Genomic DNA, 24,695 nt, shown 5'->3' with positions numbered 1-24,695 from the left:
GAGTTGACTCCTATGGTCGATTGATGGACTCGGCGCCCGGCACAGGGCCCGAGATCAGCGGAAATCGGGCCGTCACGGTGGTGCCTCGGTCAGGCTGTGAGCTGATCTCCAGCGTGCCGCTGTGCGCGGTGACGATTTCTTGAGCGATGCTTAGGCCCAATCCGGTGCCTTGATTGTCGTCGAATGTTCTTGCCGCATCCGCTCGATAGAATCGCTCGAACACACGATCTTGGTCAGCCAGCGAAATGCCCAGTCCCGAATCGGCCACGACCAGACAGCACTGTTGATCGCGTGCGAAGACGGAAACAAAGACGTCGCCTTCGGCGCGGTTATAGCGAATGGCGTTGGTCACGAGATTTGTGATGACCTGGCCAAGTCGCGTCGCGTCGCCGTCGACCCAGGCCGTCAACAATTGGGACGAGATTCGGATTTGCCGTTCGCGCGCCAGAGGTTCCAGCATCGCGATTACGGGACGCACCACTTCGGCCAGGTCGATTGGGTTCCGCCGCAACTGCAAGCAGCCCAGATCGGCTCGTGCGAGAATCAACAGGTCGTCGATCAGTCGTTTCATTCGATTGGCGGCGTCCAGGCACGTCTGTAGCGCATTGCGATACTCATCCGGATTTCGCGGTCGTGACAATGAGTGCTCGGCCTGGGCCAGGATGATGGCAACGGGTGTTCTTAGTTCATGAGAGGCATCGGCGGTGAATTGGTTCTGCTGGCGAAACGACAACTGCAGTCGCTCGAGCATCTGGTTGAAGACGTTGGTCAGGCGTGTCACTTCATTCGAAGACGATTCCGTCGGAAGTCGCTGATCGAGGTGTCGATAGGTGATCTGTTCGGCGGTGTTCGTCATTTGCTCGAGCGGCTCAGCGATGCGGCGCGCCAGCCACCAGGCACCGATTCCGCCGACGATCATGCTGAGCAGCCCGAACGCGCAATCCCAGAAGAGTAGCCGTCTAAGTCCATCGTTCTCGCGTGCTAAAGGGCGTCCGACGAGAATTTGCGTGCCAGCCGGTCCCGCCACAATCACTTCAAGGTGCGATCCGTGAGTCCGCGAAAAAAAGGGACGCGGGCCATCTGTTCGGGGGGCATGATCGAGTGGCCGGGTGTGAGGAGGCAATGGATCGCTTCCGCCGATCAACCGCCCTTGTTTGTCCCAGATTCCAAAATAGGCATAGTCCCGCGGTGCGGGACCGAACCGGCGTCGGTACACCTGCGCAATCGATAACGATGCGATTTCATGCTGAATGTTCGGATCATTCGCCAGCAACTGGGCCGCGCCGAGCAGATCAGACTCCACCTGCCGGTATGTTCCGTGCGAGACGAGCGCGTAAATCGCCCCGCCGAATCCGGTCACGATCACGAACAGAAATAAGAGTTGTGCCAGGATCAGTTCGTTGCGAATCGAGCGTGATGCGCGCCATGACGGAGGCAGGCGATTCAGCCAGGGGTGAAGTAAGAATGGATTGTTTCTGTGTGGCGTCGAATGCGCGGGCACGAGCGGGCCGGGAATGCCATCCGGGCGACTGTGTTGATCGTCGACGTGTTCGGTTGCTTCATTCGGGGATGACATAGCCCTGCCCTCGTCGAGTCTCAATCAAGTTATCGCTGAGCTTCTTTCGAAGATTGGAAATGTGTACTTCAAGTGAATTGGACATGCCGTTGTCAGACTCATCGAGCAAGTGATCGTAAAGTTCCGTGCGTCCCACAACGCGTCCCCGATGCAGCACGAGATACTCCAGAAGGGCAAACTCCCGGGCGGTGAGTTCAAGTGATGTCTCGCCGCGTTTCACGCAACGTCCACGCAGGTCGACGGTCAAATCACCCAGCGGAATGAGTGTTTGCGTCTGACCTGCTGAGCGACGGATCAGAGCTCGCAGTCGCGCGAGCAATTCCACACGTTCGAAAGGTTTGACCAGGTAGTCGTCGGCACCGAGATCGAGTCCCAGCACGCGATCCGACAATGCGTCACGTGCTGACAGGATCAACACCGGCGTCTTGTGAGTCTGACGCAATTGTTCCAGCAGGTCCCATCCATCCATCTTGGGGAGAAGCAGGTCGAGTATGACAGCGTCGTAAGGCCAGATGGTGGCTTTGGACAACCCTTCCGTCCCCTCTGCCGCCGTGTCGACGGAGTAGCCAGATTCTTCCAGGATTTCCTGCAGCAGTCGTCGAATTTGAGGCTCATCTTCAATGACCAGGACTCGCATGATGGCATCCCATTGCGGCTGACGATCGACCAGCGTCTCTTTGTTTAAGTCGCTGAATTGGAGCCGCCATGCATCGCGCTGGTAGGCAATGCAACAATCACGCCAAACGATCAGGTGTTGAGAATTGAGGGCGGATTCCAATTCAAGCGGCGCGTCTCGAAGTGGCCACTGAAGAACGCCGAGGCGGAACCAGTGGCGTCACCTCGAGACGAGATTTCCAACTCTGACACCTTGTGAATTGCGATCGTCAGGTTGACTTCTTCTGCATCGATTCGAGCAACCGGCGAACTTCACGCAGTTCGCGTAAGATCTCAACATGCGGCGGCTCGTGATGTCCGTGGTGTGGTTCGTCGCGTTCGAATGTGCGGCCGGAAGAAGTCGATGCCACGCGATCAGCATGCAGATGAATATCGCCGTGCGGTGTTTCGTGGCGGCGTCCTTCGACGCGTACTTCGCTGCCGATTTTGGCGAATTCCTGTAGTTCAGCCCCTTGGTGTGGTGGAACCTTAACTTCGGTTCCGTCTGACAAGATCAGTCCGTCGACATCGCCGTGGCGATTCGAATGGAATTCGCGGACCGTTGCCGTGACAGTCATCGGCTCGTCGGACTCGCGGGGGCCTTTCGGGCCACGAGGTCCGCCACGCGGTGGTCGCGGTGGCTTGATCTCGATTGACTCACCACCCTTCCCGATTTGTTCAGCTTCAAAGACCGTTTCACCATTCTTACGCGTCTGCTCGTGACCGCGCGCTTCAATGCGGTCGCCAATCTGGACCAGTTTGGTGACAGACTCGCTCATGTGTGGCGGGAAGTGGATCGATGCCCCATTTTCCATGGCGAGGCCATCGGTGTCGCCGCGATCATTCTTGAGTAACGCTTTGACTCGTCCCGAGACGGTTTCCGTGGTTGTTGCCAATTGGTGTTCCCTTTGTTTTTGTGGTTCTTGTCCGACGACGTACGACTGAATCGCCCAGCCACTCAATCCGGCTCCCAGTGCCAAGGCGACTAACGATTTGGTCCAAGTCTTTCGCAGCATGATTTTCCCTCGTGATTGGACACATCGGGCGAAGTTCGGCTGACGGAGTCGAATGGAGTCTTCGTCGATGTTCAGCGGGATCTTAGGAGGGGAAGATTAAGCTTCGATAAAGCGGCAGCCGAAGTGGAAAATGACGGGGAATTTGCCCGCTTCGGCGTGGGTCGCGAAGGCAGACAAGTGTGTATTCGTGCAGAGAGGCGGCCGGGCGCGCCGATGCTTCGACCGCATCTTAAAAAAAACGGTCTTGGCGATCAGTCGCCAAGACCGTTCTCAATTGCGGGGGATGTTCGGCGCTATCAAAGGTCCAGGCCGAGTTGCTCGGTCGGCAGTTCACGCAACACTTCTTCCGTGCTGGTCACACCCATGGCGACTTTGACCATCGCGGATCGTCGGAATTCCAGCATACCATTCTGGATGGCGAACGCCTGCAGTTCTTCACTCGTGCAGCCCTTGGCAACCAGTTGCCGTAATGCCCGATTGAAGACCATCAGTTCGACAATCGCGGTGCGGCCCGAGTATCCCTGCTGCATGCATGCATCGCACGCACCAGGGCCGAAGATGAACGTGCCGAAACCCGGTTCGAGAAACGGCTGGATATCCGCAAAGGTTTCCGGCGATTCGCTGATGTCATAGGCAACCCGGCACTTTGGACAAAGCGTTCGGGCCAGGCGCTGGGCAACGACGCCCAGTAGGCAGTTCGAAAGGAAGTAACGATTGACGCCGAGCGCCGCCATACTTTGCACGGCGGCAGCGGCGACGGGGGAGTGCAGTGTCGAGAGCACGAGCGTACCGCTATTGGCGGCACGGACTGCTGTCGACGCGGTTTCCTCGTCGCGCACTTCACCAATCATGATTACGTCAGGCGCCTGACGCAGGATGTTTCGCAGCAATTCAGGAAAATCGAGGCCGATTTTCGAGTTCGTCTGCGATTGCCGCAGTCCGTTGACGGCGTATTCGACTGGGTCTTCCAGTGTGTTGATCTTCCGCGTGCCATCATTCAGATATTGAAGACAGCCATACAGGGTCGTTGTTTTACCCGTTCCCGTCGGACCGGTGACGAGCACCAGACCGCTCGGATTATTCAGCATCGCGTGCATCTTGTTGAGTTCGATGCGGGTCAGCCCGATTTGCTCAAGCGACCGTAGACCAAATTTTCGGTCCAGCAGCCGCGCGGTGACGTCTTCGCCGTGCAGGGTGGGGATGATATTGATTCGCAGATCGATGACTCGATCGCCAATCGTTTGAATCCGTCGCCCTTCATGCGGTCGGCGTCGGTCGCCCAGATCGATGCCGGCTTCGGCTTTCAGAAGCGTGATAACGCTGCGTCCAGTCTCATACGGCAGGGCCGCGACAGTTTCCATCGATCCCATCCGACGAAATGCCACGCGAATTCCCGCTTCTTCGGCGAGGAAGAACAGGTCGCTGACATGCAGGTCGGCCGCCCGAGTAATCACTGCCGCTAAGGCATCACCAGGTGTCATATTGGCGAGGTACTCGCCCGAGAAGCGCCCATCAGTTGACATCAGGCGACCTCTCCTTTTGCGAGTTGCATGGCCTTGGCACCGTCGGCCGCCAGCAAGAACACACCGTTCAGATGGAGCAATGAGATGACGTTGGTGGCGAGCGGTTGCAACGAGTGAATGACGAGTTTGCCGCCATTTTCGCGAAATCGCTTGTGAGCACTCAGCAACCAGCCGATGCACATCGAATCGAGGTAGTTCGAGTCTTTCATGTCCAGAAGGACGATTCGCTTGTAGGCCTCTGGACCGAGAACCTGGCGAAACGGATCGAGCGGCGGGGCGATGTCGGGTTGCCCGAGACAGCCATTCACCACAACTTTGGCGACCTCTCCCTGGTCTTCTGAAACGGAGAATTTCATGAAAGTTTGGCCCAATACGAACGAGAGAGAAGAAAACTCCGAAGATAGGAAGGGCAATTCTACCGTCGCATAAGCGGACGTTCAAGCACTGTCTCCCCGTGTCAGCGTAGTGAGACCATCGTCGGAAGTCCCGTCTAGTTCGCGAAATCGGTATACTTGTTCGACAAAGTTCATCAAGTATTCATCGGCGCGTTTGCCCGGTCTTCGGCAGTTCTGTGAGGCGGATTTCGCCGCGTGCAGACTCGGACAAAACGTTGTTTCTTCTGTCTTCATCACAGTTTAAGGTCTTGCCAGTAAATTACATCGTTTCGCAAGTCAGTCTCACGATTCCTGCTTTCAGGATCGGTCAAAAATGCCAACGCTATCAGCGGTAGAAACCATGCGACTATTGGTGATTGAAGACGAGCCAGATGTTCTGCGAGCGGTGACCATGTTCCTTCGCGAAGAAGGTTATTCCGTCGATACGGCCGACAATGGCGAAGACGGTTTGTACAAGGGAACGACATGGGACTATGACGCAATTCTGTTGGATGTTCTGCTGCCGCGTCGTGATGGCTGGTCGGTTCTGACAGAGATTCGAAGGCAGAAAAAATCGACGCCCGTGCTGATGTTGACAGCGCGCGATGCGGTTAAAGACCGTGTTCGCGGTCTCGACACGGGGGCCGATGACTACCTTGTGAAACCGTTTGAGCTCTCCGAACTGGTTGCGCGTGTCCGGGCGTTGATTCGACGCTCGGCCGGGAAAGCCGAGGCGGTGATCGAGATCGGGAACGTTGCGATCGACACCACCTCACGAACCGTCAGTGTCGATGGGAATGGTGTGGCCCTGACGGCGAAAGAGTACTGTTTGCTCGAATTCCTGGCGGTGCATCGCGGTGAATTGGTCACGCGGACGAAGATCTACGATCATTTGTTTGACGAGTGTGATTCGTCGCTTTCCAATCTGGTCGACGTCTACGTGTCGAACATTCGTCGTAAAGTGGGGCGTGATCTGATCACCACCCGTCGTGGAATGGGTTATATCATCGAAGGTTAGGTCTGCGGTCATTCAAAGCGCTCAACCATGTTCAATTCCATTCGTTGGAGATTGCAGGTCTGGTATGCCGTTTTGCTGCTTGTCGTCGTCGCGAGTTTCGGAGCGATCTTGCATCGTTTGAACTGGGAGACGCGTCAACAGCAAGCGGACGCGGAACTGCATCGCACGGTCAATACCGTCGCGGCGAACATGCGCAAGTTGGTGCCATGGCCCAGTCGCCGAACCCGCCGCGAAGGTGAACCACCGTTTCGGCCTGATTCCAATGGCAAAGTCGGCTCCGACGCTCCGCGCTCCGAGAATGACGGGGATCGAGGGGTGCGACCTCCTGAATTGCCACCTCGATCACGAGAAGGGGGACCTGGTCCTTCTCCGGCCGCATTGGGGCCATTGCCGGCCGCCTTCGACCAACTGTTTGGCGGGGAAGAAGATTCACGATTCTATTTTCTGATCTGGGGACGTGATGGTGCTCTGATGCAGAAGTCGGATTCTGCACCGGAACTGGCCTATCCCAATGTGCATGACGAAATCGATGGCGTCCGCGTGCGCAAAGTGCGCGAGCGACGCGAAGGCGGTCATGTGTACCGTGAAGTGATCATGAGTCATCCGATGTTTCCCATGCCGCCATCTCCGCGGCCTGGGGAACACGCAGGCGAACGAGGAGAGTCGGGTATTCCAGACTGGAACGTCCTCGTCGGTCGTTCGATCGACAAAGATCTGGCCGCGCAGCATCAGTCCGACTGGCTGCTGGTCGCGACCGGAATGATCATTCTGGCGGCAGGTGTGCTCGGTGGTGGCTGGCTGTCATCACGTGCCATTCGCCCGATTGCTGCAATGACAGCGACTGCGGAATCGATTTCGGCGCAAAATCTGTCTGAACGGATCAACGTCAAAGAAGTTGACAGCGAACTGGGCAAGCTGGCGACGGTGCTGAATGGAACGTTTGACCGGCTACAGATGGCGTTCGAACGGCAGAAGCAGTTCACGGCCGACGCGTCACACGAACTGCGGACCCCCTTGGCGGTGATCGCGACACATACCGAGCTCGCGCTGTCACGGCCGCGATCGCTGGAAGACTATCGCGGGGCACTTGAAACATGTCAGCGCGCTTCGCACCGAATGCGTTCGCTGATTGATGCACTGCTGGTGCTCGCCCGATTTGATTCTGCTGCTCCCGCCCTTAAGCAGGACAGCGTGGATCTCGAACCGCTGATTCAGGACTGTGTGGAATTGGTTCGGCCGCTTGCCGAACAGCGCGGCATCCAGCTTGAGTCGGAAACGTCGCCGTGCATCGTCGTGGGAGATGGAGACAAACTGGCCCAGGTCCTGACGAACTTGCTGTCGAATGCAATTCGCTACAACGTCGAGAATGGTCGTGTTCGCGTTACCACGGGAACCGACGGCCAATTGGCGATTCTCGAAGTGACCGACACGGGGATTGGAATTCCCGGCGATCAGTTGGAGTTGATTTTTGACCGGTTCTATCAGGTCAACAAGGCTCGTTCCCGTGCCGAGGGTAGTTGTGGATTGGGGCTTTCGATCTGCAAGACGATTGTCGAAGCGCACGGAGGCACGATTCGGGTCTCGAGTGAATTGAATGTCGGAACGACTGTCGAGGTTCGCCTGCCTTTGGTGCGACCAGTGACAAAGGTCGCGGCAGGTGAGTCGTTGTTGACTACGATTCTGACTGAATCGGGCGTCTTCTCGCGAGTGACTTGAGTCGACCACGGCAAATACGCGACGGATGGAAATGGCGGGCGGTGGATTCTGTGATCGATTTGTGATTGCGCGATGATTGAAATGCGCCTGAACAGAGGCGGGGTCTCGCGGATCAATTTCAGGGCCAAAATAGGGGAAAATATCATGAGAAATAACATTGGGATTTTGTGTGCGATGGCCGTGCTGGCATTCGCGGGGATGGCGGATGCTCAAGGACCAGGGGGACGCGGTGGTCGGGGTGGACCGGGCGGGCGTGGAGGTCTGATTTCCCTTGCGAGCAACGAGGCCGTTCAAAAGGATCTGGCGCTCAGCAGTGATGCGGCGGCCAAGGTCAAAGAGCTTGCCGACGAATTCCGTGAGTCGCTGGGGAACATGGGCAACTTCCGTGACATGTCACAGGACGAGCGCGCGAAGGCATTTGAAAAGATGCAAGAAGCAGGCAAGGCGGCAACAGAGAAGTTGCTGCCAAAGTTGAAAACCATTCTGACGCCAGAGCAGTTCACGCGATTGCAGCAAATTCACTGGCAAACCTTGGGAACAGCTGCTTTCACCGATGCCGAAGTCGTCAAGGCGCTGACGATCACGTCGGCTCAACAAGATCAGATCAAGTCGGTGAATTCTGATTTTGATGCCAAACAGCGTGAACTGTTCCAATCCGCGGCTGGCGGAGGTGGTCGTGGTGAGATGCGAGAGAAATTTGATGCGATTGCAAAAGATCGTCAGGCAAAGGTGGATGCGGTGCTGACTAAGGATCAGCTCGCGATGTTCGCAACCCTGACGGGAGCTAAGTTTGACGTCAGCCAACTTGGTGGTCGTGGTCCCGGCGGTCCAGGCGGCGGTGGCCCCGGCGGCGGGCAGGGAGCCCGCGGCAAACGCCCACAACCCAAGGCCGAGTAACGCGAACTGACTTCGCGATGATACACGGATTTACGCGACCGCATTCTCGATGCAGTGCTCGTCAGCCGTAACTGCGCAGTCCCTGAAATTGGCCCCGCTCGTTTGATCTCTTGTAATGGAGACTCGGAGGAGCGGGGTTTTCGTTTTGACTTTGGTTGCTTCTCTTACAAGAACGCTGACAAACCCTCCGTGACTCAGTGATGACAACACTGCAGTTGCCACTGATCACACGGAGACGATGGTTTGCGGCGGGAGTTACAGCTCGCCGTTTCCGTTTCCGTTCGTGGTCGTCGTCGTGACTTTAGAACGGAGGCGCTGGAAGTTCCTCGTATCCGCCTCGGCGAGGGCGCCGTGAAACCGGTTCGACGGGCGTTGCGGGGATCGGTGTTCGATCCGGATCTGCGGTGGCATCGGCGACAGCGCCCTTGTTCGGCTCGATTGAACGGCCGACTACTGCAGCAAGAATTTGCGGGCGAACTGCCGACCAGGAATTCTGCCAATCACTGCCGATTCCAAGTCGCATCGAAACGACGGCGGCCTCCAGCGTGCCATCCAAGAAATCTTCGACTGAGCCAGGAAACTGTTCGGCGTCGAGCATTTGAATCTTCAGCTTCGACGATCGTTCAAGTTCCTCAGCAACGTTCTTTGCGAGTCGATTGTGAAGGACCAGTGAATCGCCGGTCGTCGACGTCAAATGGATCACGCGTCGCGGACGGAACGAGTAGAATGTTTCGAGAATCACGCGTGTTTCGACTTCGCTGGCAGGTACGGCGAATTTCGGGATATCGTTGACGGGACGATACCGTCGACTGGGGAAGTTTCGATTCAGGGGAACACCGCGTGCATTGTTGCGCAGATTCTTGACGAGGCCGTCCGGGTTGCCTGCTCGAAAGAGCACGATTTCGTTGTTGTCGAACAATTCGGGGCGTTTCTTCAGATCATCGGCCAGACGTTCCACCCAATGGACGGCGGTGCGATCGTCCCCATTGAGTCCCGCGATGACCAGCGTGCGCGTGCCTTGTTGGCCGAGATGAATCGAGTGCATCGGTCGGCCTTCGGTGGTCTTTCCTGTCACCTTCCATTCGGCAACCAGTGGTCGCGTCTCTCGTTTGGCCATCGGCTTCACCGAGGCTTGGGGAGCATTGGTCTGAGCAATCAGACGCGAGACTTCCGCGATGGGCTTCTCAACTGCGGTCGCCTTCTCGACGTCAGCAGGTCGGTCACTCGGAGTCACAGTGACAGCGGGTGACGTTGGGCTCGGATCGATTTGTGGTTCCTGGGTAATGCGGCTGTCTGGCTCGCGATTCGCGGGTGCGGGTTGCGTTGGCTGTTTGGATGGAAGTTTGGCGGTGCTTTCGTCGTCCTGAGGCTTGACCTCATTGGTAGTGAGGTTGATGGGGTTTGCTTCAACCAGGCTTGGATCGAAGGCCGTTCGCTGCAGTTCGTCGAGATCCGGTTGCGGAACTTGCGAGAGCGAGACGCTGTGCGGACCGAATTCTGCCAACTGTTCGGGTCGCGAAGTCACGGCGACGGCGGACTGTGCGAGTTGTTTCAATCGCTGGAACGCATCATCCACAGGAGCGTCCGAATGTCCGCTTTGCTGATTGGCGAATTCATCCAGCACAGACCGCGTTCGTTCGCGGATTCGGCCGCGCAATTCGTCCACCGAAATCTGTGAGACATCGGGGCCGGAATTGCTGGGGCGTCCCCAGTCGAATCGGCGGGAGATGGAGGGCTCGCCAATCGATGAGGATTGCTGAAGATAGGCGTATCCGGTGCCCGCGGCACCAAGAGTCATCAGGGTCATGAATGTGCGCACGGAAATCCTCTCCAGAACAGGCGTGGGGGAACGCCATGATCGAAGTTATTCGTCTTCGATGCCGAGCCGGTATTTCAGTTGGTCAAATTGCTTGGTGAATTCGTCGGTCGATGAGTGAACATGTTCGGCTTCGGTAATGAACTTGATGTCTTCCATGCGACACAGTCCATAGTCATCGAGGATGTCTTCGAAGTCCACCAGTTCCTGGCCGTACATGATCAGCAACTTGTGCTCGTCAAGTTGCACTTCCAGCGGGATATTTGGGTTCAGGATCGCAAGTCCCGTGCAGCCGTCGCTCATCAGGAGATCTTCGAAGTCGTACAGGGTACTCTTCAGCACCGGCATATCCATTTCTTCGCGGTACAGATCTTGATGGCTCCCGCGTCGATCATGGCTGGTTTCAAGGACGACATCGACGGTATGGCCGAGCGGTTCCAGCAGGTCCATGAACAGGTCAAGCAGGATCTCGCGGCTGGCAGCAGCCATCACGACGGGGATCTTGATCCCAGACTCTTTATCGTGATAGAAGTCGTGCCGATAGCCGGCTTGTGGAACGACCTGCAAATCGTAAGACGGACGCACGGCGTCAGTGAGTGTGAACTTGCCGTATCGAGCGATTTTCAAGTGCGTTTCGAGTTGGTCTTCGCTCAGATTTTCAAAACTGCTGCGGCCCTGTCTCGATTCGCCATCGCGATACGTGTTCTTGAAGAAGCGTTTCAAGAACCCCATGGCAATCCCCTCTCGACGTGATGTCGGTGTCAACAGCCTCGTGATACGGCCCCCAAATCTGACAAGTTCTTGAGTATCGCCCGCAGGCTCGGTGACCTGCATGCTGCGAGTTCATCAACGTGTCAAATCGGGTTTGAAATTGCACGAGTGGTGCCGACGGTCCAGACAATTCTGTACTCGCCTTCGTCGAAACCGACAGCCAGTTCCGACTCCACTCGAAATCTAGCACGTGTTTCTTTCGATCCACCGAACGACTCGGTTTCGTGGACGAGGAATTATCACGCGTGTCCACCACGCAGACTCGGAGCAACGATCAGGAAATTCGTGCCGGGCGGGAAAAGAGTGACGGCGAAGGGCTTTGGGTTGGCCATTTACCGCGCTCTGGGGACGAAATGCTCCGAAATGTTTGCGCAGAGCCCTGATTTCAAGGGGGCTGATTCGCGGAAGTCGATTTGGAGCACGGCGCCGCAGTGCGGGGACGTGCCTGAGGATCTTGAACTTCGAGCTCGGATCTCGGACTCAATCTAGGCCCAATCCTCCTTGTCGATATAATCGTTCGATTCCGGTGCTGTCGTTTCATTTCGCTATCAAGGCTGCTTCCCATGCAGATGTCGCACAATCGCTGGCTGATGGCTACCGCCATTTGCGGTGCCGTCGTTATTCAGTTAGTGCTTTCGGGTTTCGTGACGGCTGCTGAACAGAATGAGAAAAAGCCCGCCCGTGAAGAAACGTGGAATGTGATCTACCTCAGCGGCCATCGGATTGGATATGGCCAGTCGGTCGTAGAAAACCTTCAACAGGATGGCGTTGCGATCGTGCGAACGTCGGCGAAAGTCCACATGAGACTCAAACGGTTCGATCAAACGCTGGTGATCAATCAGCTGCAAATGACCGAAGAAACCGCGGCAGGTGAGTTGAGAATGTTCCGACTGGAGGAAACCAACCCCCCTGCCAAGCCGAAAATTACGAGTGGTGTCGTTGAGGGGAATCAACTGACGCTGACCACTGAGGTGAATGGAAAAGCGACGAAGGTGACTCGGCCTTGGAAGAAAGAGGTCAAATCACCGACCTATCAGGACCGGCTCATCAAGGACAATCCGATGAAGCCGGGCGAAATCCGAACTTTTGACGTGTTTTTTCCCGAATTTGCCCAGGTCGGAAAAGTGACGCTGAAAGGTCAGCAATATGAAGACACAAAACTCCTGGATAATACCACGCAAAAACTCTTTAAGGTGAGTTGCACTCATACTTTGATGCCCGGCGTCCCGACGGACAGCTACTTGGACAAAGACGGTGAAACCGTCAAAGTTTCCACCAGCGTCCTGGGCTCGGCGATGGAATCGTTTCTCGTGTCGCAGACCGAGGCCTTGAAGGTGATTCAGGGGGCAGAGCTTGATCTGTCGCTCAGTACGGTCGTCAAAGTTCAGCCGATTTTGAAAGTACACGACACCAAACGTGCCGTCTACCGCATCACGATCACCGGCCAGGATCCGTCACTGATCATCCCGGCCGGCGACACGCAGTCAATCAAGAAGCTCGACAAGGAGACGGCAGAGCTGACGGTGGTTTCGCTGCCGATTCCCGCCACGGCCAAGGTGGGGCAAGTGGCAGGTGAGTTTCTAGAATCGTCGCAATATCTGCAGCGTGATGACGAGCGTGTGAAACGCCATGCGAATCAGGCTGCGGGTGATGCGACCGATCCCGCTGAAATCGCGCGTCGGATGGAAAAGTACGTTCAGCGTAAACTCGACAGAAAGAATTTCTCGACGGCCATGGCGTCTGCCGCCGAAGTCGCTCAATCACTGGAAGGTGATTGCACAGAGCATTCTGTCCTTCTGGCTGCGATGCTCAGGGCGAAAGGGATTCCTTCACGCGTCGCCGTGGGGATGGTGTACTCGGATCAGTTGTTCGCGTTCGTTGGTCACATGTGGACCGAAGTGAGTCTGGACGGCAAATGGATTCCACTCGATGCGACCTTGGGCCATGGCGGCATTGGTGCAATCCATATCAAGTTGGCGGACAGCAGCCTGACCGACAATGGTCCTCCTGCCCTCAGCAGCTTCCTGCCACTGATGCAGGTCATCGGCAAATTGAAAATTGATGTCGTAAAATCCGAATAACCGGTGCGACACGGCGTCTGTCATCGCAGTCGCGGTGCCGTTGCTATTCGTCGTATATCGCAAACCACGGTCTGACGGACGACCATCATCGCGGCGCCACGTTTTGCAGGCACCATGTTGCACGGGGCATTCGATGCGGGGTTGGCCCTACTTGATGAGCAGCTTTGCCAGCGATTCTGCCAGGCGGTCCAAGATCGCCGCGTCGGGAACCGCGAAACTGAGTTTGAGCTGTCCTTGTTCATCACGTTGGATGAAATCCGAAAGTCCCTGCTTGATGGTCCCTGCCATGGCGCGGGATGCATCGGTGTCGGGGCGGGCGGGAATCATCTCACTCAGGAAGTTGATCGCACTTGCCAGCAGTTGCCCCCCGGCCGCTGAGACGCGTTCACTTTGAGCATTTCGTTCAATGGATTCTGTTTCGTTTCGACGACTGCTCTCGTCAACGATGGCTTCTGGTTTGGCCCCGATGAGAACTTCCAGGCGCCTCTTCAATTCTGCAAGGCCCGTTTCGAGATGGACCTCGTCGATATCGGATTCTGCATCGAGCGCCGCGAGTGCCAATTCATGTTTTGCGGCAAGGGTTCCGAGGAGGCGTTCTTCGAGCGTCTGTTCGGTGACGAGAACATAGACATCGACAGGACGTTTTTGTCCCATGCGATAAGCTCGCGCAATTCGTTGTTCGAGTACCGCCGGGTTCCACGGGAGATCGACATTGATGACGGTATTGGCGGCTTGCAGATTCAGACCCGTAGACCCAGCGTTCGTCGTCAGGAAGAGCTGGCAATCTGGCTCGGTCTGAAATTGATGAACAATCGCCTGGCGTTGCTTCTGCGGTACCGATCCATCCAGTCGCACGTACTTCAGTTTTCGTTTGTGGAGCAGTGGTTCGATCAGATTGAGCATCGTGGTCCACTCTGAGAAGACGACGGCTTTGCGGCCTTCTTCTTCAAAAAGCGATTCGAGCAATTCGTTGAGTCGTTCGAGTTTGCTGGAAAATCCCGGGGCCTCTTTGTTGACCAGGTAGGTGCTGTCGGCGGTCATTCGGCATAGCAGCAGTTCGCGCTGCAGTGCCAGCAAATCCATCTCGGTCAGGAACTTTTTCGCGACGATACGCGACACGTTTTGCAGGTGCCCATTCGACATGTCCAATTGTTCTTGGGTGGGTGGAATGCGAACAATTTCGTCGGTGCGTGGCGGCAACTGTTGTTTCACGGACGCACGTGTTCGGCGAAGCAGGATGGGCGCGAGTGTCTGTCGCAGATCCGTCAGATTCCTGTAACCCAGAACTTTTCCTCGTTCATCGACGACGCGGTGCCGATGGAAAAAGCGGAATCCGGGGCCCAGGCGACGATCATCGATGAACTGCACCACCGAGTACAAATCATCCAGTCGATTCTCAAGTGGTGTTCCCGTCAGGACGAGGGCAAACCGAGATCGCAATCCCTTAACCATGCGGGTGGTCTTACTTTCCCAGTTCTTGATTCGCTGGCCTTCATCCAGCACGATTAGATCCCAGTCGACGCGTTCGATATTCAGGATGTCGCGCAGCACTTGTTCGTAGTTGCAGATCGTGAAGAAAGCTTCGTTGGCATACTGCGTTGATCGTTCACTCGACGACCCGCCGATTAATTGCACGTTGCGGCCAGAGAATCGTTCGATTTCGTTTCGCCATTGCGATTTGAGCGATGCGGGGGTAACGACCAGCACTTTCTTGATATCGGTTTCACGTGCAAACAGCTCCGCGACCCCGATTCCCTGGATCGTTTTACCGAGTCCCATTTCGTCCGCAAGAATCGCCCGGCCGGCTCCGACGGCAAACGCGATCCCATCGAGCTGATACGGGAGTAACTCCGTTTTCAGCAATTCGGTACGTAGCGGATGTGACTTAGGGCTTCGACGAATCTCGGCGATTCGTTCCGAGATCTTATCTTGGAAGAGTCGCTGCTGAATAAATTCTTCGGCGTCTGGATAGATCGTCACCTCATGCCTGCTGCGCTCCAGATGGCGCACCCGCTTCAGCAGATCGTGCAGGTCGTCGATCGGCTGGTCCCGCAGTTTGCCAATGATGCTATTGGCTTCGTCGTCCAGCTTAGATGGCAACAAGATGCGCAATTCGAGTTCGCGGTCATACCTCAGTGCGATGCAGATCGATTTCTGGAGATAAGGCATCGCCAGGAGTTCGGCGCCCAGGCGTCGACGCACCTTGCCAAGCGTGTGCAGGATGTGCTTACAGGTTCCCAACGTATTCGTACGAAAGTCGGGACACGAACAATACGAATCGCCTGGTTTCGGCCCGCGCAGGGCCACTCGATACGTCTTGCCGGACAGCGTCGATGTGACGGTGTAGTCAGTCCAGGGGATTGAACGATCGCTCGATTGAATCTTCATTTGTTCGGCGCGGGCACGTTCTTCTCGTTCCGCCAGAGCGACGGCAATCTGTTCTTCTTCCGAAGCGGGATTCTGACTGATGTCCGGGGCCTCAGGTGCAACGGCCAGACCCAATGCCGTCTTTTCCTCCAGGATCATCGACAACGCCGCGCCCAGATGCTCGCACGGTTGTGAACATCTCGTGCATCGCATGTGCAGTCGATCAAGGGCCGAGGCCATCAACGTGATCGTCACGATTGCTGCCGGTCGACGACCTTCACTGGGGACGGTGAGTCGAAACAAATCTTTGCCCAAATAGACATGATCCTTGGGCGACAAGTCCAGTTTCGCACCCGCCATAATGAGCTTTGTCGCATTTGATCCGAGCAGTTTTTTTGCACCGTCAAGCGTCAAATGTGACAGGCGATCTTTCAGATCCAATTCGTCAAATCGCTTGATTCGAGGAACTCGTGACCGCACTTCGGCACGAGCTGTTTCCAAACGCTGTGAGGCCGCTCCGTTCGTTTTTGTTTGACCATTGCGACTGCGGCGAGTAGGCGTCATCCGATGACCTTTGTTGCGACGAAGAGAGGGTGTGCGAGCAAGGGGCACAGTAAACCGCGCATCTGGCCTGTTCGCAACCAATTTCGACCGCGTGCAGGAGAGTTGAAGTCAGTGAGTCGACTGGCAGGACTTCGATAGAACGCTACAAATCGAATTGAATTCCCTGCGCGAGTGGCAGGCTGGTGGAATAGTTGATCGTGTTGGTTGTTCGGCGCATATACGACTTCCAACTGTCTGAACCCGATTCGCGTCCGCCGCCCGTCGCTTTTTCGCCGCCGAACGCACCACCGATCTCGGCCCCGCTGGGTCCCACGTTCACATTGACGATCCCGCAATCTGACCCCGCCGCGGAACAGAATCGTTCGGCTTCGCGCATGTCACAGGTCATGATGGACGAGGCCAATCCTTGCGGAACACTGTTGTGAATTGCGATCGCCTCGTCGAAGGTTTGGTATCGCTGCACATACAGGATTGGTGCGAAGGTTTCTTCCTGAACAATGCTGGGGATGGGTGTGAGGCCTCCCTGTGTGCTCTGCGATTTTGAAGCGGAAAAATCGACGATCGCCGGACGGACATAGACGCCGCCCACAGGAACCCCATCGGTTTGTCGCGTCCCTCCGAAAACCGTTCCGCCTTCGATAGTCGCCTGTCCCAGGGCTCGATGCATGGCCGTCCAGGCACCCTCGTCGATCAATGGACCGACCAGAGTTCCTGCTTCCAGCGGATTGCCAATCGGCAGTCGTTCGTAAATCGACTTCAAGCGGCGAATGACTTCGTTTGCGAGGCTCTCATGCACGATCAAGCGACGCAGCGTCGTGCACCGCTGCCCACATGTTCCCACTGCAGAGAATACGATCGCACGAACGGTCAGTTCCAGATCTGCGGATGGTGCGACAATCATGGCATTGTTGCCGCCTAGTTCCAACAGCGATCGGCCCAACCGCGTCGCGACACGCTGTGCGACGGCCCGGCCCATTCCGGTAGAACCGGTGGCGGAAATCAACGGAAGTTCCGGGGCGTCCGACATCGCCACACCGATGTCTCGTTGGCCAATTATCACCGATGATACGCCGGGCGGAATTTCGGGCATCTCGCGCAGGACACTGGCTACAACAGCCTGACACGCCAATGCACAAAGCGGCGTTTTTTCAGAGGGCTTCCAGACGACGGGATCACCGCATACCCATGCGAGTGCGGCATTCCAGGCCCAGACGGCCATTGGAAAATTGAAGGCCGTAATGACCCCCACGGGGCCGAGTGGATGCCATTGCTCCGCCAGACGATGCAGCGGACGCTCCGTAGCGATTGTCAGTCCATACAATTGCCGGCTCAATCCCACGGCGAAGTCGCAGATATCGATCACTTCCTGCACTTCACCCAGTGCTTCTTGCGTGATCTTGCCCGCTTCGAGCGAAATCATCGCTGCGAGTTCGGACTTGCGTTCGCGGAATCGGTTGCCAATCCGCCGGACGAACTCACCGCGGACCGGTGCGGGGATGATTCGAAACGCGAGGAACGCCTCACTTGCGGCACTCAGGACTTGTGGTAGTTCTCGTACCGATGCAGCAGAAATCACGGCCAGCTCTGCGCCATCAATTGGCGAACGGCTGGTCAACGAGTCTCCCGTACCTGGATGAGTCGCCTCTCCGATCCACACAGCGGGTGGTTTTCCGGACAGGCCCAGCTGGTTCAACGTGAGTGGGATGGTTTCCATCGTAATCCATTTCACGGTTGAGAGATTTTCGTCAGTTGCAAGGCGATCAATTCACACTTGCGGACGACTTGATGGTCAGGCGACGCACTTTCGCAATTATGTCGGCCTGTCCTCAAAAAGCGAAGATGAACACGCATCATTTCCCCCCGGAAGACGAACGTCCCCCGCTTACCGTGGCGGCAGGCGGGGGACGTTTCTTTGAATCAATGGCGCGACTAACGGGAATTCATTTCGCGGGCTTTGCCAGTTCGGCTTCGATGGCTTGAATCACTTCAGGAGCATCGGGCAAGGTCTTTGGCTCGAAACGGGCGACGACTTCACCGTTGCGGCCGATCACGAACTTCTCGAAATTCCAGCTAATGTCTTTGCCGTTGGTCAGTTGTTTGTAGATCGGAGCGGCGTCTGGTCCGTTGACTTCGATCTTCGAGAATAGATCGAACGAGACGTTGTACTTGGCCTTGCAGAACTTGACGATTTCGGCGTCGTTGCCCGGTTCTTGGCCTGCAAACTGATTACAAGGGAAGCCGACGACGTCGAGTCCTTTGCTGTGGTATTTGTCCTGCAACGCTTCGAGTTGCGTGTATTGCTTCGTCAGCCCGCACGCACTGGCGACATTCACGACGAGCAATACTTTGCCTTTGTACTTCTCGGCGAGATTCACTTCTTTGCCGTCGATCGCTTTCATCCTATGGTCGAGCACTTTCGCACCCTTTTCATCAGCGGTAGCCGAAATCGATGTCAGGGCGACAGCGGTGGCGGCGAACAGGCACGCGGTGAGCAGTCTCATGGAAGGCACTCCTGGCGGGATGGACGAGCGAACGAGTCGGCAGCCGACAAAGGCCGTACGATTGGGAAACTCGTTCGCACCGACAGTTTAGCCTTCACAAGTCAGATAACCAGCGAATTGGCCGTCGTCAGCCATCGCGACCCCCGCCGGTGAACGCGGCCTCGCGGCAGTGGGACGCGATGTCCAGGATGTCGTCTGTCCTTTTTCAACCCGACTGCGGGCGTGGTTCGCGAACTTGTCTGGGCCGGGTGGCCATGCCACTACGCCGCATCTTCCTGCTGTGAAATGACGGCCAGCCGCGGTCCGTCTGGGCGTTCGTTCATCCAAGGAGACAATCGTGCCTCCAAGGTGTCGATGCGGTTTCGTAGGTCGTCACACTGTGAAAGCCACGTCTTATGCCAACTGACACACAAGCGATCAAGGCGTGTTTCCTGGTCGTTCACGTTTTGTTTAAGTGCTTTCAGAGCCTGTTCAATCAGCCGCAAATTGGGAACGGACGGACTGTCGGATTCTGTCGGACGAAACATCAGCAATGCTCCAGAAGGCGGGACACCAAACAAGGGATTGGGTTATGCCCCAACCAATCGACTTGATTGACTACGTAGCTTGAGTTGTCTGGGTGGCTTTTGCTGATTCTGGAGAGTTTGCTCAGAATGTAACGCCGTTGCCGAATGATGGGCGTACCCAATATCGAGTCATGCCAACAAGACGAGCCTCGACGTTCTCGTCACAGAAGTCGACGCTGTGGGCATTGTTTTCGTATGATCGCGATTCGTAAGTCGTTTCATGTAAATAGAATACGATTCTACTTCTCGCGTTCTCGTTACCAACCTTTTGTTTGGTAACGCCTCGTACGATCTTGCGTTCTGTCGAGCAGAAAAAGTGGGTTGGGACCCTCATGCACATTTCTGATGTCGAGGAGGCAGTGCCAGGTGGGAGCTTGGCAACGAGAAATCCAGTGCCACTCGCATCCCAAGGGCACTGCTTACGAACCGTGACGGCGATCTCGGTCTGACAGGTATCGCGTCAGGGCGTCGCGCCAAGGTGGCATGGCCCAATTGATGGCACCCGTCAGTTTTGAGCAGTCTAGGACACTGTACGTCGGTCGACGTGCACGTGCTCCGTACTCTTCGGTCGTGATGGAAACGACTTTCGAGTTGAGTCCGTTGTAGCGAATGATTTCTGTTGCAAAATCCGCCCACGAACAGCTTCCGGAATTCGTGGCATGGTACAGTCCGTAGGCGTCGGTCTGCATCAAATCAATCAACGCCGAGGCCAGGTTCAATGTCGATGTTGGCGTGCAGAGCTGGTCGCCGACGACTCGTAGTTCAGGTCGTTCTTTGGCCAGTCGCAGGATCGTTTCGACAAAGTTTCCTTTTCCTTTCGCGGATGCTCGCCCGTACAGGCCGCACGTCCGCACGACAAAGTGTCGCGGGCAATGTGTTCGGACCAGTTGTTCGCCCGCATGTTTGCTGCAGGCATACGTGCTGATGGGTGAGGCTTCGTCCTGTTCCGTCCACGGCTGCTGTCCGTTCCGTCCGTCGTAGACGTAGTCGGTGCTGATGTGGATGAATTTCAAATCGCGTTCACGGCAATAGTCCGCCAGGAAACCAGGGCCACGGCGATTGACCAGCATCGCGGCTTCACGTTCCGTCTCTGCCTTGTCGACAAAGTTGTACGCGGCGCAATTGACCACGACATCCGGCCGTTCATGGTCAAGTGTACTCCATATGTTGTTGGCATTCGTGATGTCGATGTCGGTGCGACCCAGCGAAATCGCCTTCGACCCCAACTGGTCGACCAGCGCACTTCCCAACTGCCCCATGGCTCCAATGACGGCGACGCGCATGCTGTCACTCAATTCCTGGGAAAAAACGAAAACCTGATTATTGGAGGCCGGCGTAATGGCGGTAAACCAACCGTCCTCAATCCTTCATCAAACTCATGTGCTCGCCTGCAGCAGTTCAGCCGTTTCGACGGCGAAATACGTCAGCACGCCATCGGCCCCGGCTCGTTTGAAGGCGAGCAGACTCTCGAGCATCGCTTTGCGGCGATCTAGCCAGCCATTCTGAGCCGCCGCCGCGATCATCGCGTACTCACCGCTGACCTGATACGCGAATGTGGGGATGCCGAAGGTGTCTTTCACGCGCCGGACAATGTCCAGATAGGGCATGCCCGGTTTCACCATGATCATGTCGGCCCCTTCCGCGATGTCGAGCGCCACTTCCCGCAGTGATTCATCCGTGTTGGCGGGGTCCATCTGATACGTTCGCTTGTCACCCTGCCCCAGGCTGGTCGCCGAGCCGACGGCATCGCGAAATGGGCCGTAAAAGGCAGATGCATATTTTGCCGAGTACGCCAGTAACTGCACATGATCGAATCCAGCCTGGTCGAGAGCCCGGCGAACGGCGCCAATTCGGCCATCCATCATGTCGGAAGGCGCGATCACATCGCAGCCCGCCTGGGCTTGGACGACGGCTTGCTGGCACAGCATCTCGAGCGTTTCGTCGTTGACGACATATCCCTCGCGGACGAGACCATCCTGTCCGTGTGACGTGTATGGATCGAGTGCTACGTCGCAGATCACGCCCAGATCCAGCTTCGCGGCTTTGATTGCTCGCACGGCACGACAGACCAGGTTATTGGGGTTCACCGCCTCTGTCGCGTCCTCGTTCTTCAGTGCCGGGTCTGTCGCGGGGAAAATTGCCACGGCGGGAATCTTCAGCTTGGCAGCGTTCGTCACTGCTTCGACTAGAAGATCAATCGACAGTCGCTCGACGCCTGGCATCGACGAAATGGGGGTCCGTTTACCGGTTCCTTCTTGTACGAACACGGGCCAGATCAGGTCATCGACGGTCAATTGGTTTTCCCTCACCAGTCGTCGCGACCAGTCATGGCGTCGATTTCGACGCAGGCGTGTTTGGGGAAATTGACCTGATGGCGAAGGACGTAGATCGCTCATAGAAATTTTCTGCCGCAGGAATCAACGGGATGCGACGAGTGGACCAAACGGAACTTTGTGCAAGATGTGTGGGCGAATGTCTTGAATATAGTACGACACGTTCGCTTGTTCACAAGATTGCGGCCTGAATTGTTCTCGCCCGATCGCGCCGTCACAGGGCCCCTGTTGTCGTTCATTAAAGTAAGTTCCGCCGTCGAAAGTTCGCTTTCGACAGCTCTGGGCAAGTGCTTTGCCGGGTCTAAAAATACGGGTTGGGTGGCTGGAACTGGATGAGCGAATCGCTGGAAGCCCCAGAGTTTCGGCAAAGACCTCTGATCCGGGCTACCCAAAAAATTTCGCAGACAAGACTTTAGCGCGAAAGCCATCCGCCATCGATGGCGACGGTACTGCCGTGCATGTAGTTGGACGCGTCAGACGCCAGAAACACGCAGAGTCCGGCGAGCTCTTCCGGTTGTCCCCAGCGTCCAGCGGGAATGCGATCGAGGATCTGTGGGCCTCTTACGGGATCGCGTTGCAGAACGTGCGAGAGCGTTGTTTCGAAATAGCCCGGACAGATGCAGTTGACGTTAATTCCACTTTTGGCCCACGAGTTGGCCAGGGACTTGGTCAACCCGGCCAGCGCATGCTTGGCGGCGGCGTAAGCGGGAATATTCAATCCCCCTTCAAACGTCATCACCGATCCAATATTGATGATCTTTCCGCGTCCGCGTTTCAACATGAACTTCGCCACTTGTTGCGAGAGATCGAACGAGGCGTGCAAGTGGACTTCCATCAGTTGGTGCCATTCGGACATCGGATATTCTTCGGGAGGATGTCTGTGCGAGATTCCTGCATTATTGACCAGGATGTCCACCCGGCCAGTCTGTTCGACGATGCGATCGACCAGCCCTTCTCGATCAGCTGGCAAACTAAGATCCGCCGAGAATCCCCAAAATTTACGGCCGGCTTCACGAACGGGCGTTTCGATCTCGCTCCAATCGGTCGACCGGCCGACACCGACGATGTCTGCGCCGGCTTGCGCCAATCCCACCGCCATCGCTTGCCCAAGTCCCCGGCTGGCGCCCGTCACGAGTGCCACACGCCCGTCGAGTTTAAATAGATCGAGAATCATCGAATCTCATCTCTGTCATTGAGGGTATTTCTGATGGTTACAGGCAATCAACGGATTGCCCACCTGCCAATGGCTGTGTCGTCCCGCAGTATTTTGAAAATGGCGGGCACCACGGCATCCTGCGTCTTTCGGCCTTCTGGAGATTCGGCGAATCCTGTCAGGGTGATCGCGGCGGTCCATTAACTTGCGGTGAATGATCGCTACGACCGGAATTGTTTTGCCAGGCGGCCTGATTGCTGCCAGCCGCAGGATAAGCACGGTTTGCAGGTTTGCACAGTCCACCGCACGGCTTGGTAATCTGGGCAGATGGAAGCCATGACGAAACGCACAATGGTCGATGTCAATAATAATACAGTCGATGATCGCATGGCGATCACCGCTGAGGGAAGGCACAACATTAACCGTTTTGCGTTCACGTGGTCCGAGTTCACCTTATCCCGAGTCACCACATGGCGACGAATCACTGTCCGGTCTGAACCGACTGATGAATAGGTGCCGCCGTTTTCAACCCGATTGCAGGACGATACAGTAAGATGAACTTTTGGGATTGGGGTTGGCGAAAGGAAACTGGGATGTCGGCAAGTGAAGTCATGCCCGACGCGGATGGCGTATCGCGCCGTGACTTCCTGCGCGCTGGCAGTCTGACTGTCGTGGGATTAACTGGTGCGGCTCGGGCGGCCGCCTTGACCGGCGGTACCAGCCGACGCGCGATCTTCATCTTGATGACCGGCGGTGCCAGCCAACTGGAAACGTTTGATCCCAAGCCCGAGGCGCCCGCCAGCATTCGCGGGCCGTTCAAGTCGATCGAAACTTCGATTCCCGGCGTGCGGTTTGGTGAATCGTTACCCGGGCTGGCTCGCCGAGCGGATCAACTCTGCGTGATTCGCTCGCTCAACCATGATGCGGCACCGATTCATGAAACGGGAATGCAGTTGCTGCAAACGGGCCAGTTGTCTTTTGGCCCGGCGCAGTTTCCGAACTGGAGCAGCGTGGTCGCTCAGAATGTCGATGCCCGCAACGGTGCGCCGGTCAGCGTCGTATTGCCTCAACCATTGTTCGATACTGGTGTTTCGACCTATCGCGGACAATCCGCAGGGGTTCTGGGAACCGATTGGAATCCGCTCACAATCTCTGCGGAGCCCGACGAAGAACCCGAATCCATTCAGCGCCTGTACGGACACAGTTCATTTGGGCGAAAGCTGCTGCAGGCACGACAGCTCGTCGAGCGTGGCACTCGATGTGTCACGGTCAACCTGTTTGACTCACTTCGCAATCAAATGACTTGGGATTGCCACGGCGACAGAAATTGCGGACCAGCGACATTGTTCGATTACCAGGATCGACTGTGCCCGGAATTCGATCGTGCGCTTTCGGGGCTGCTTGACGATCTCGGTCAGCGCGGATTGCTCGACGACACTCTGGTTGTTGTGACCGGCGAATTTGGTCGGACCCCGCATGTGAACGAGAACATGGGACGCGATCATTGGCCGTCGTGCTGGTCGGCCGTGGTGGCTGGTGGCAAGGTGCCGGGTGGATTGGTGATTGGCGCCAGCGATGCGATGGCACGTGAGCCGATCGAACGTCCTGTTGTACCGGGCGAACTCACTTCGACCCTGTTGAACTGGTTCGGTGTTGATACCTCGCAAACGGTCGAAATCGACGGCAAATCGATTCCATTAATCACCGATGCCCCACTGTCCGAACTGTTGGGCTCATCGACCCGGCAGCCCGCGTTGGTGTGAGATCAT

19 protein-coding genes are annotated in these 24,695 nt (G+C 56.4%); 5 read left to right on the top strand and 14 right to left on the bottom strand.

All coding sequences use genetic code 11. The features are described 5' to 3' along the window. Positions 1-10 precede the first annotated feature (10 nt). The 5 genes from OSO_RS46825 to OSO_RS0138855 form a co-directional block, all read right to left on the bottom strand. Positions 11-1,576 (bottom strand): sensor histidine kinase, encoded by a 1,566-nt coding sequence (locus OSO_RS46825; protein ID WP_010588115.1) that lies wholly within the window; start codon positions 1,574-1,576, stop codon positions 11-13. Next, entirely contained in the window at positions 1,560-2,213 is a 654-nt protein-coding gene (locus tag OSO_RS0138870) for a response regulator transcription factor (RefSeq protein WP_029247925.1), read from the bottom strand. Before OSO_RS0138870 ends, OSO_RS46825 begins: the two co-directional genes overlap by 17 nt. Positions 2,214-2,460: 247 nt before the next feature. Beyond that, the gene (locus tag OSO_RS0138865) at positions 2,461-3,246 is read right to left on the bottom strand and encodes an OB-fold nucleic acid binding domain-containing protein (RefSeq protein ID WP_010588113.1); all 786 of its coding nucleotides are present in this window, start codon (positions 3,244-3,246) and stop codon (positions 2,461-2,463) included. Positions 3,247-3,542: 296 nt separating this feature from the next. Then, positions 3,543-4,769: a GspE/PulE family protein gene (locus tag OSO_RS0138860; protein WP_010588112.1), complete on the bottom strand. Its 1,227-nt coding sequence runs from the start codon at positions 4,767-4,769 to the stop codon at positions 3,543-3,545. Then, positions 4,769-5,125 (bottom strand): STAS domain-containing protein, encoded by a 357-nt coding sequence (locus OSO_RS0138855; RefSeq protein WP_010588111.1) that lies wholly within the window; start codon positions 5,123-5,125, stop codon positions 4,769-4,771. The genes OSO_RS0138860 and OSO_RS0138855 overlap by 1 nt, the downstream gene beginning before the upstream one ends. 379 nt (positions 5,126-5,504) lie before the next feature. On the opposite strand from OSO_RS0138855, the gene OSO_RS0138845 reads away from it, so the two are divergent. The 3 genes from OSO_RS0138845 to OSO_RS0138835 all read left to right on the top strand — a co-directional run bounded on the left by OSO_RS0138845 (position 5,505) and on the right by OSO_RS0138835 (position 8,774). Next, on the top strand, positions 5,505-6,161 hold the full coding sequence (locus tag OSO_RS0138845) for a response regulator transcription factor (RefSeq protein WP_010588109.1): 657 nt from the start codon (positions 5,505-5,507) through the stop codon (positions 6,159-6,161). Between the two features lie 27 nt (positions 6,162-6,188). Beyond that, on the top strand, positions 6,189-7,877 hold the full coding sequence (locus OSO_RS49180) for a sensor histidine kinase (RefSeq protein ID WP_010588108.1): 1,689 nt from the start codon (positions 6,189-6,191) through the stop codon (positions 7,875-7,877). A 144-nt stretch (positions 7,878-8,021) separates the two neighbouring features. Further along, positions 8,022-8,774 carry a hypothetical protein gene (locus OSO_RS0138835; RefSeq protein WP_010588107.1) on the top strand — a complete coding sequence of 251 codons (753 nt, stop codon included), beginning with the start codon at positions 8,022-8,024 and terminating at the stop codon, positions 8,772-8,774. A gap of 301 nt (positions 8,775-9,075) precedes the next feature. On the opposite strand, the gene OSO_RS0138830 is transcribed toward OSO_RS0138835, so the two are convergent. Beyond that, entirely contained in the window at positions 9,076-10,593 is a 1,518-nt protein-coding gene (locus OSO_RS0138830) for a M14 family zinc carboxypeptidase (protein ID WP_157606173.1), read from the bottom strand. 45 nt (positions 10,594-10,638) lie between these two features. Next, the gene (locus OSO_RS0138825) at positions 10,639-11,322 is read right to left on the bottom strand and encodes a hypothetical protein (protein ID WP_029247924.1); all 684 of its coding nucleotides are present in this window, start codon (positions 11,320-11,322) and stop codon (positions 10,639-10,641) included. A 602-nt stretch (positions 11,323-11,924) separates the two neighbouring features. Here OSO_RS0138825 and OSO_RS0138810 point away from each other — a divergent pair. Further along, entirely contained in the window at positions 11,925-13,442 is a 1,518-nt protein-coding gene (locus tag OSO_RS0138810; protein WP_010588103.1) for a transglutaminase-like domain-containing protein, read from the top strand. Between the two features lie 147 nt (positions 13,443-13,589). On the opposite strand, the gene OSO_RS0138805 is transcribed toward OSO_RS0138810, so the two are convergent. From OSO_RS0138805 to OSO_RS0138765, 7 genes are all read right to left on the bottom strand, one after another. Next, positions 13,590-16,373 carry a DEAD/DEAH box helicase gene (locus OSO_RS0138805; protein ID WP_010588102.1) on the bottom strand — a complete coding sequence of 928 codons (2,784 nt, stop codon included), beginning with the start codon at positions 16,371-16,373 and terminating at the stop codon, positions 13,590-13,592. A gap of 142 nt (positions 16,374-16,515) precedes the next feature. Continuing rightward, entirely contained in the window at positions 16,516-18,087 is a 1,572-nt protein-coding gene (gene amaB, locus OSO_RS0138800) for an L-piperidine-6-carboxylate dehydrogenase (RefSeq protein ID WP_010588101.1), read from the bottom strand. 226 nt (positions 18,088-18,313) lie between these two features. Beyond that, positions 18,314-18,874, bottom strand: coding sequence for a glutathione peroxidase (locus OSO_RS0138790; protein WP_010588100.1), 561 nt, complete (start codon positions 18,872-18,874; stop codon positions 18,314-18,316). Between the two features lie 260 nt (positions 18,875-19,134). Continuing rightward, the gene (locus tag OSO_RS0138785) at positions 19,135-19,401 is read right to left on the bottom strand and encodes a hypothetical protein (RefSeq protein WP_010588099.1); all 267 of its coding nucleotides are present in this window, start codon (positions 19,399-19,401) and stop codon (positions 19,135-19,137) included. Between the two features lie 458 nt (positions 19,402-19,859). Continuing rightward, the gene (gene rfbD / locus OSO_RS0138775; protein WP_010588098.1) at positions 19,860-20,723 is read right to left on the bottom strand and encodes a dTDP-4-dehydrorhamnose reductase; all 864 of its coding nucleotides are present in this window, start codon (positions 20,721-20,723) and stop codon (positions 19,860-19,862) included. A gap of 93 nt (positions 20,724-20,816) precedes the next feature. Continuing rightward, positions 20,817-21,836, bottom strand: a complete 1,020-nt coding sequence (gene hemB, locus OSO_RS0138770; RefSeq protein WP_010588097.1) for a porphobilinogen synthase — start codon at positions 21,834-21,836, stop codon at positions 20,817-20,819. 349 nt (positions 21,837-22,185) lie between these two features. Continuing rightward, positions 22,186-22,947 (bottom strand): SDR family oxidoreductase, encoded by a 762-nt coding sequence (locus tag OSO_RS0138765; protein WP_010588096.1) that lies wholly within the window; start codon positions 22,945-22,947, stop codon positions 22,186-22,188. 572 nt (positions 22,948-23,519) lie between these two features. Here OSO_RS0138765 and OSO_RS0138755 point away from each other — a divergent pair. Beyond that, entirely contained in the window at positions 23,520-24,689 is a 1,170-nt protein-coding gene (locus OSO_RS0138755) for a DUF1501 domain-containing protein (RefSeq protein WP_010588095.1), read from the top strand. Positions 24,690-24,695 lie beyond the last annotated feature (6 nt).

It is taken from the genome of Schlesneria paludicola DSM 18645, assembly GCF_000255655.1.
Classification (GTDB): domain Bacteria; phylum Planctomycetota; class Planctomycetia; order Planctomycetales; family Planctomycetaceae; genus Schlesneria; species Schlesneria paludicola.
The sequence above is the reverse complement of the archived record's forward strand: the minus strand, read 5'-3'. Positions and strand labels throughout refer to the sequence as shown.

Bases quoted from the DNA above. Each gene is read 5' to 3' on its own strand.
- OSO_RS0138785 (WP_010588099.1), bottom strand. From the start codon at position 19,401: ATGTTTCGTCCGACAGAATCCGACAGTCCGTCCGTTCCCAATTTGCGG.
- OSO_RS0138870 (WP_029247925.1), bottom strand. From the start codon at position 2,213: ATGCGAGTCCTGGTCATTGAAGATGAGCCTCAAATTCGACGACTGCTG.
- amaB (WP_010588101.1), bottom strand. From the start codon at position 18,087: ATGGAAACCATCCCACTCACGTTGAACCAGCTGGGCCTGTCCGGAAAA.
- OSO_RS0138765 (WP_010588096.1), bottom strand. From the start codon at position 22,947: ATGATTCTCGATCTATTTAAACTCGACGGGCGTGTGGCACTCGTGACG.
- OSO_RS0138835 (WP_010588107.1), top strand. From the start codon at position 8,022: ATGAGAAATAACATTGGGATTTTGTGTGCGATGGCCGTGCTGGCATTC.
- OSO_RS0138825 (WP_029247924.1), bottom strand. From the start codon at position 11,322: ATGGGGTTCTTGAAACGCTTCTTCAAGAACACGTATCGCGATGGCGAA.
- OSO_RS49180 (WP_010588108.1), top strand. From the start codon at position 6,189: ATGTTCAATTCCATTCGTTGGAGATTGCAGGTCTGGTATGCCGTTTTG.
- OSO_RS46825 (WP_010588115.1), bottom strand. From the start codon at position 1,576: ATGTCATCCCCGAATGAAGCAACCGAACACGTCGACGATCAACACAGT.
- OSO_RS0138790 (WP_010588100.1), bottom strand. From the start codon at position 18,874: ATGAGACTGCTCACCGCGTGCCTGTTCGCCGCCACCGCTGTCGCCCTG.
- OSO_RS0138845 (WP_010588109.1), top strand. From the start codon at position 5,505: ATGCGACTATTGGTGATTGAAGACGAGCCAGATGTTCTGCGAGCGGTG.
- OSO_RS0138755 (WP_010588095.1), top strand. From the start codon at position 23,520: ATGTCGGCAAGTGAAGTCATGCCCGACGCGGATGGCGTATCGCGCCGT.
- OSO_RS0138865 (WP_010588113.1), bottom strand. From the start codon at position 3,246: ATGCTGCGAAAGACTTGGACCAAATCGTTAGTCGCCTTGGCACTGGGA.
- OSO_RS0138805 (WP_010588102.1), bottom strand. From the start codon at position 16,373: ATGACGCCTACTCGCCGCAGTCGCAATGGTCAAACAAAAACGAACGGA.
- OSO_RS0138810 (WP_010588103.1), top strand. From the start codon at position 11,925: ATGCAGATGTCGCACAATCGCTGGCTGATGGCTACCGCCATTTGCGGT.
- hemB (WP_010588097.1), bottom strand. From the start codon at position 21,836: ATGAGCGATCTACGTCCTTCGCCATCAGGTCAATTTCCCCAAACACGC.
- rfbD (WP_010588098.1), bottom strand. From the start codon at position 20,723: ATGCGCGTCGCCGTCATTGGAGCCATGGGGCAGTTGGGAAGTGCGCTG.
- OSO_RS0138855 (WP_010588111.1), bottom strand. From the start codon at position 5,125: ATGAAATTCTCCGTTTCAGAAGACCAGGGAGAGGTCGCCAAAGTTGTG.
- OSO_RS0138860 (WP_010588112.1), bottom strand. From the start codon at position 4,769: ATGTCAACTGATGGGCGCTTCTCGGGCGAGTACCTCGCCAATATGACA.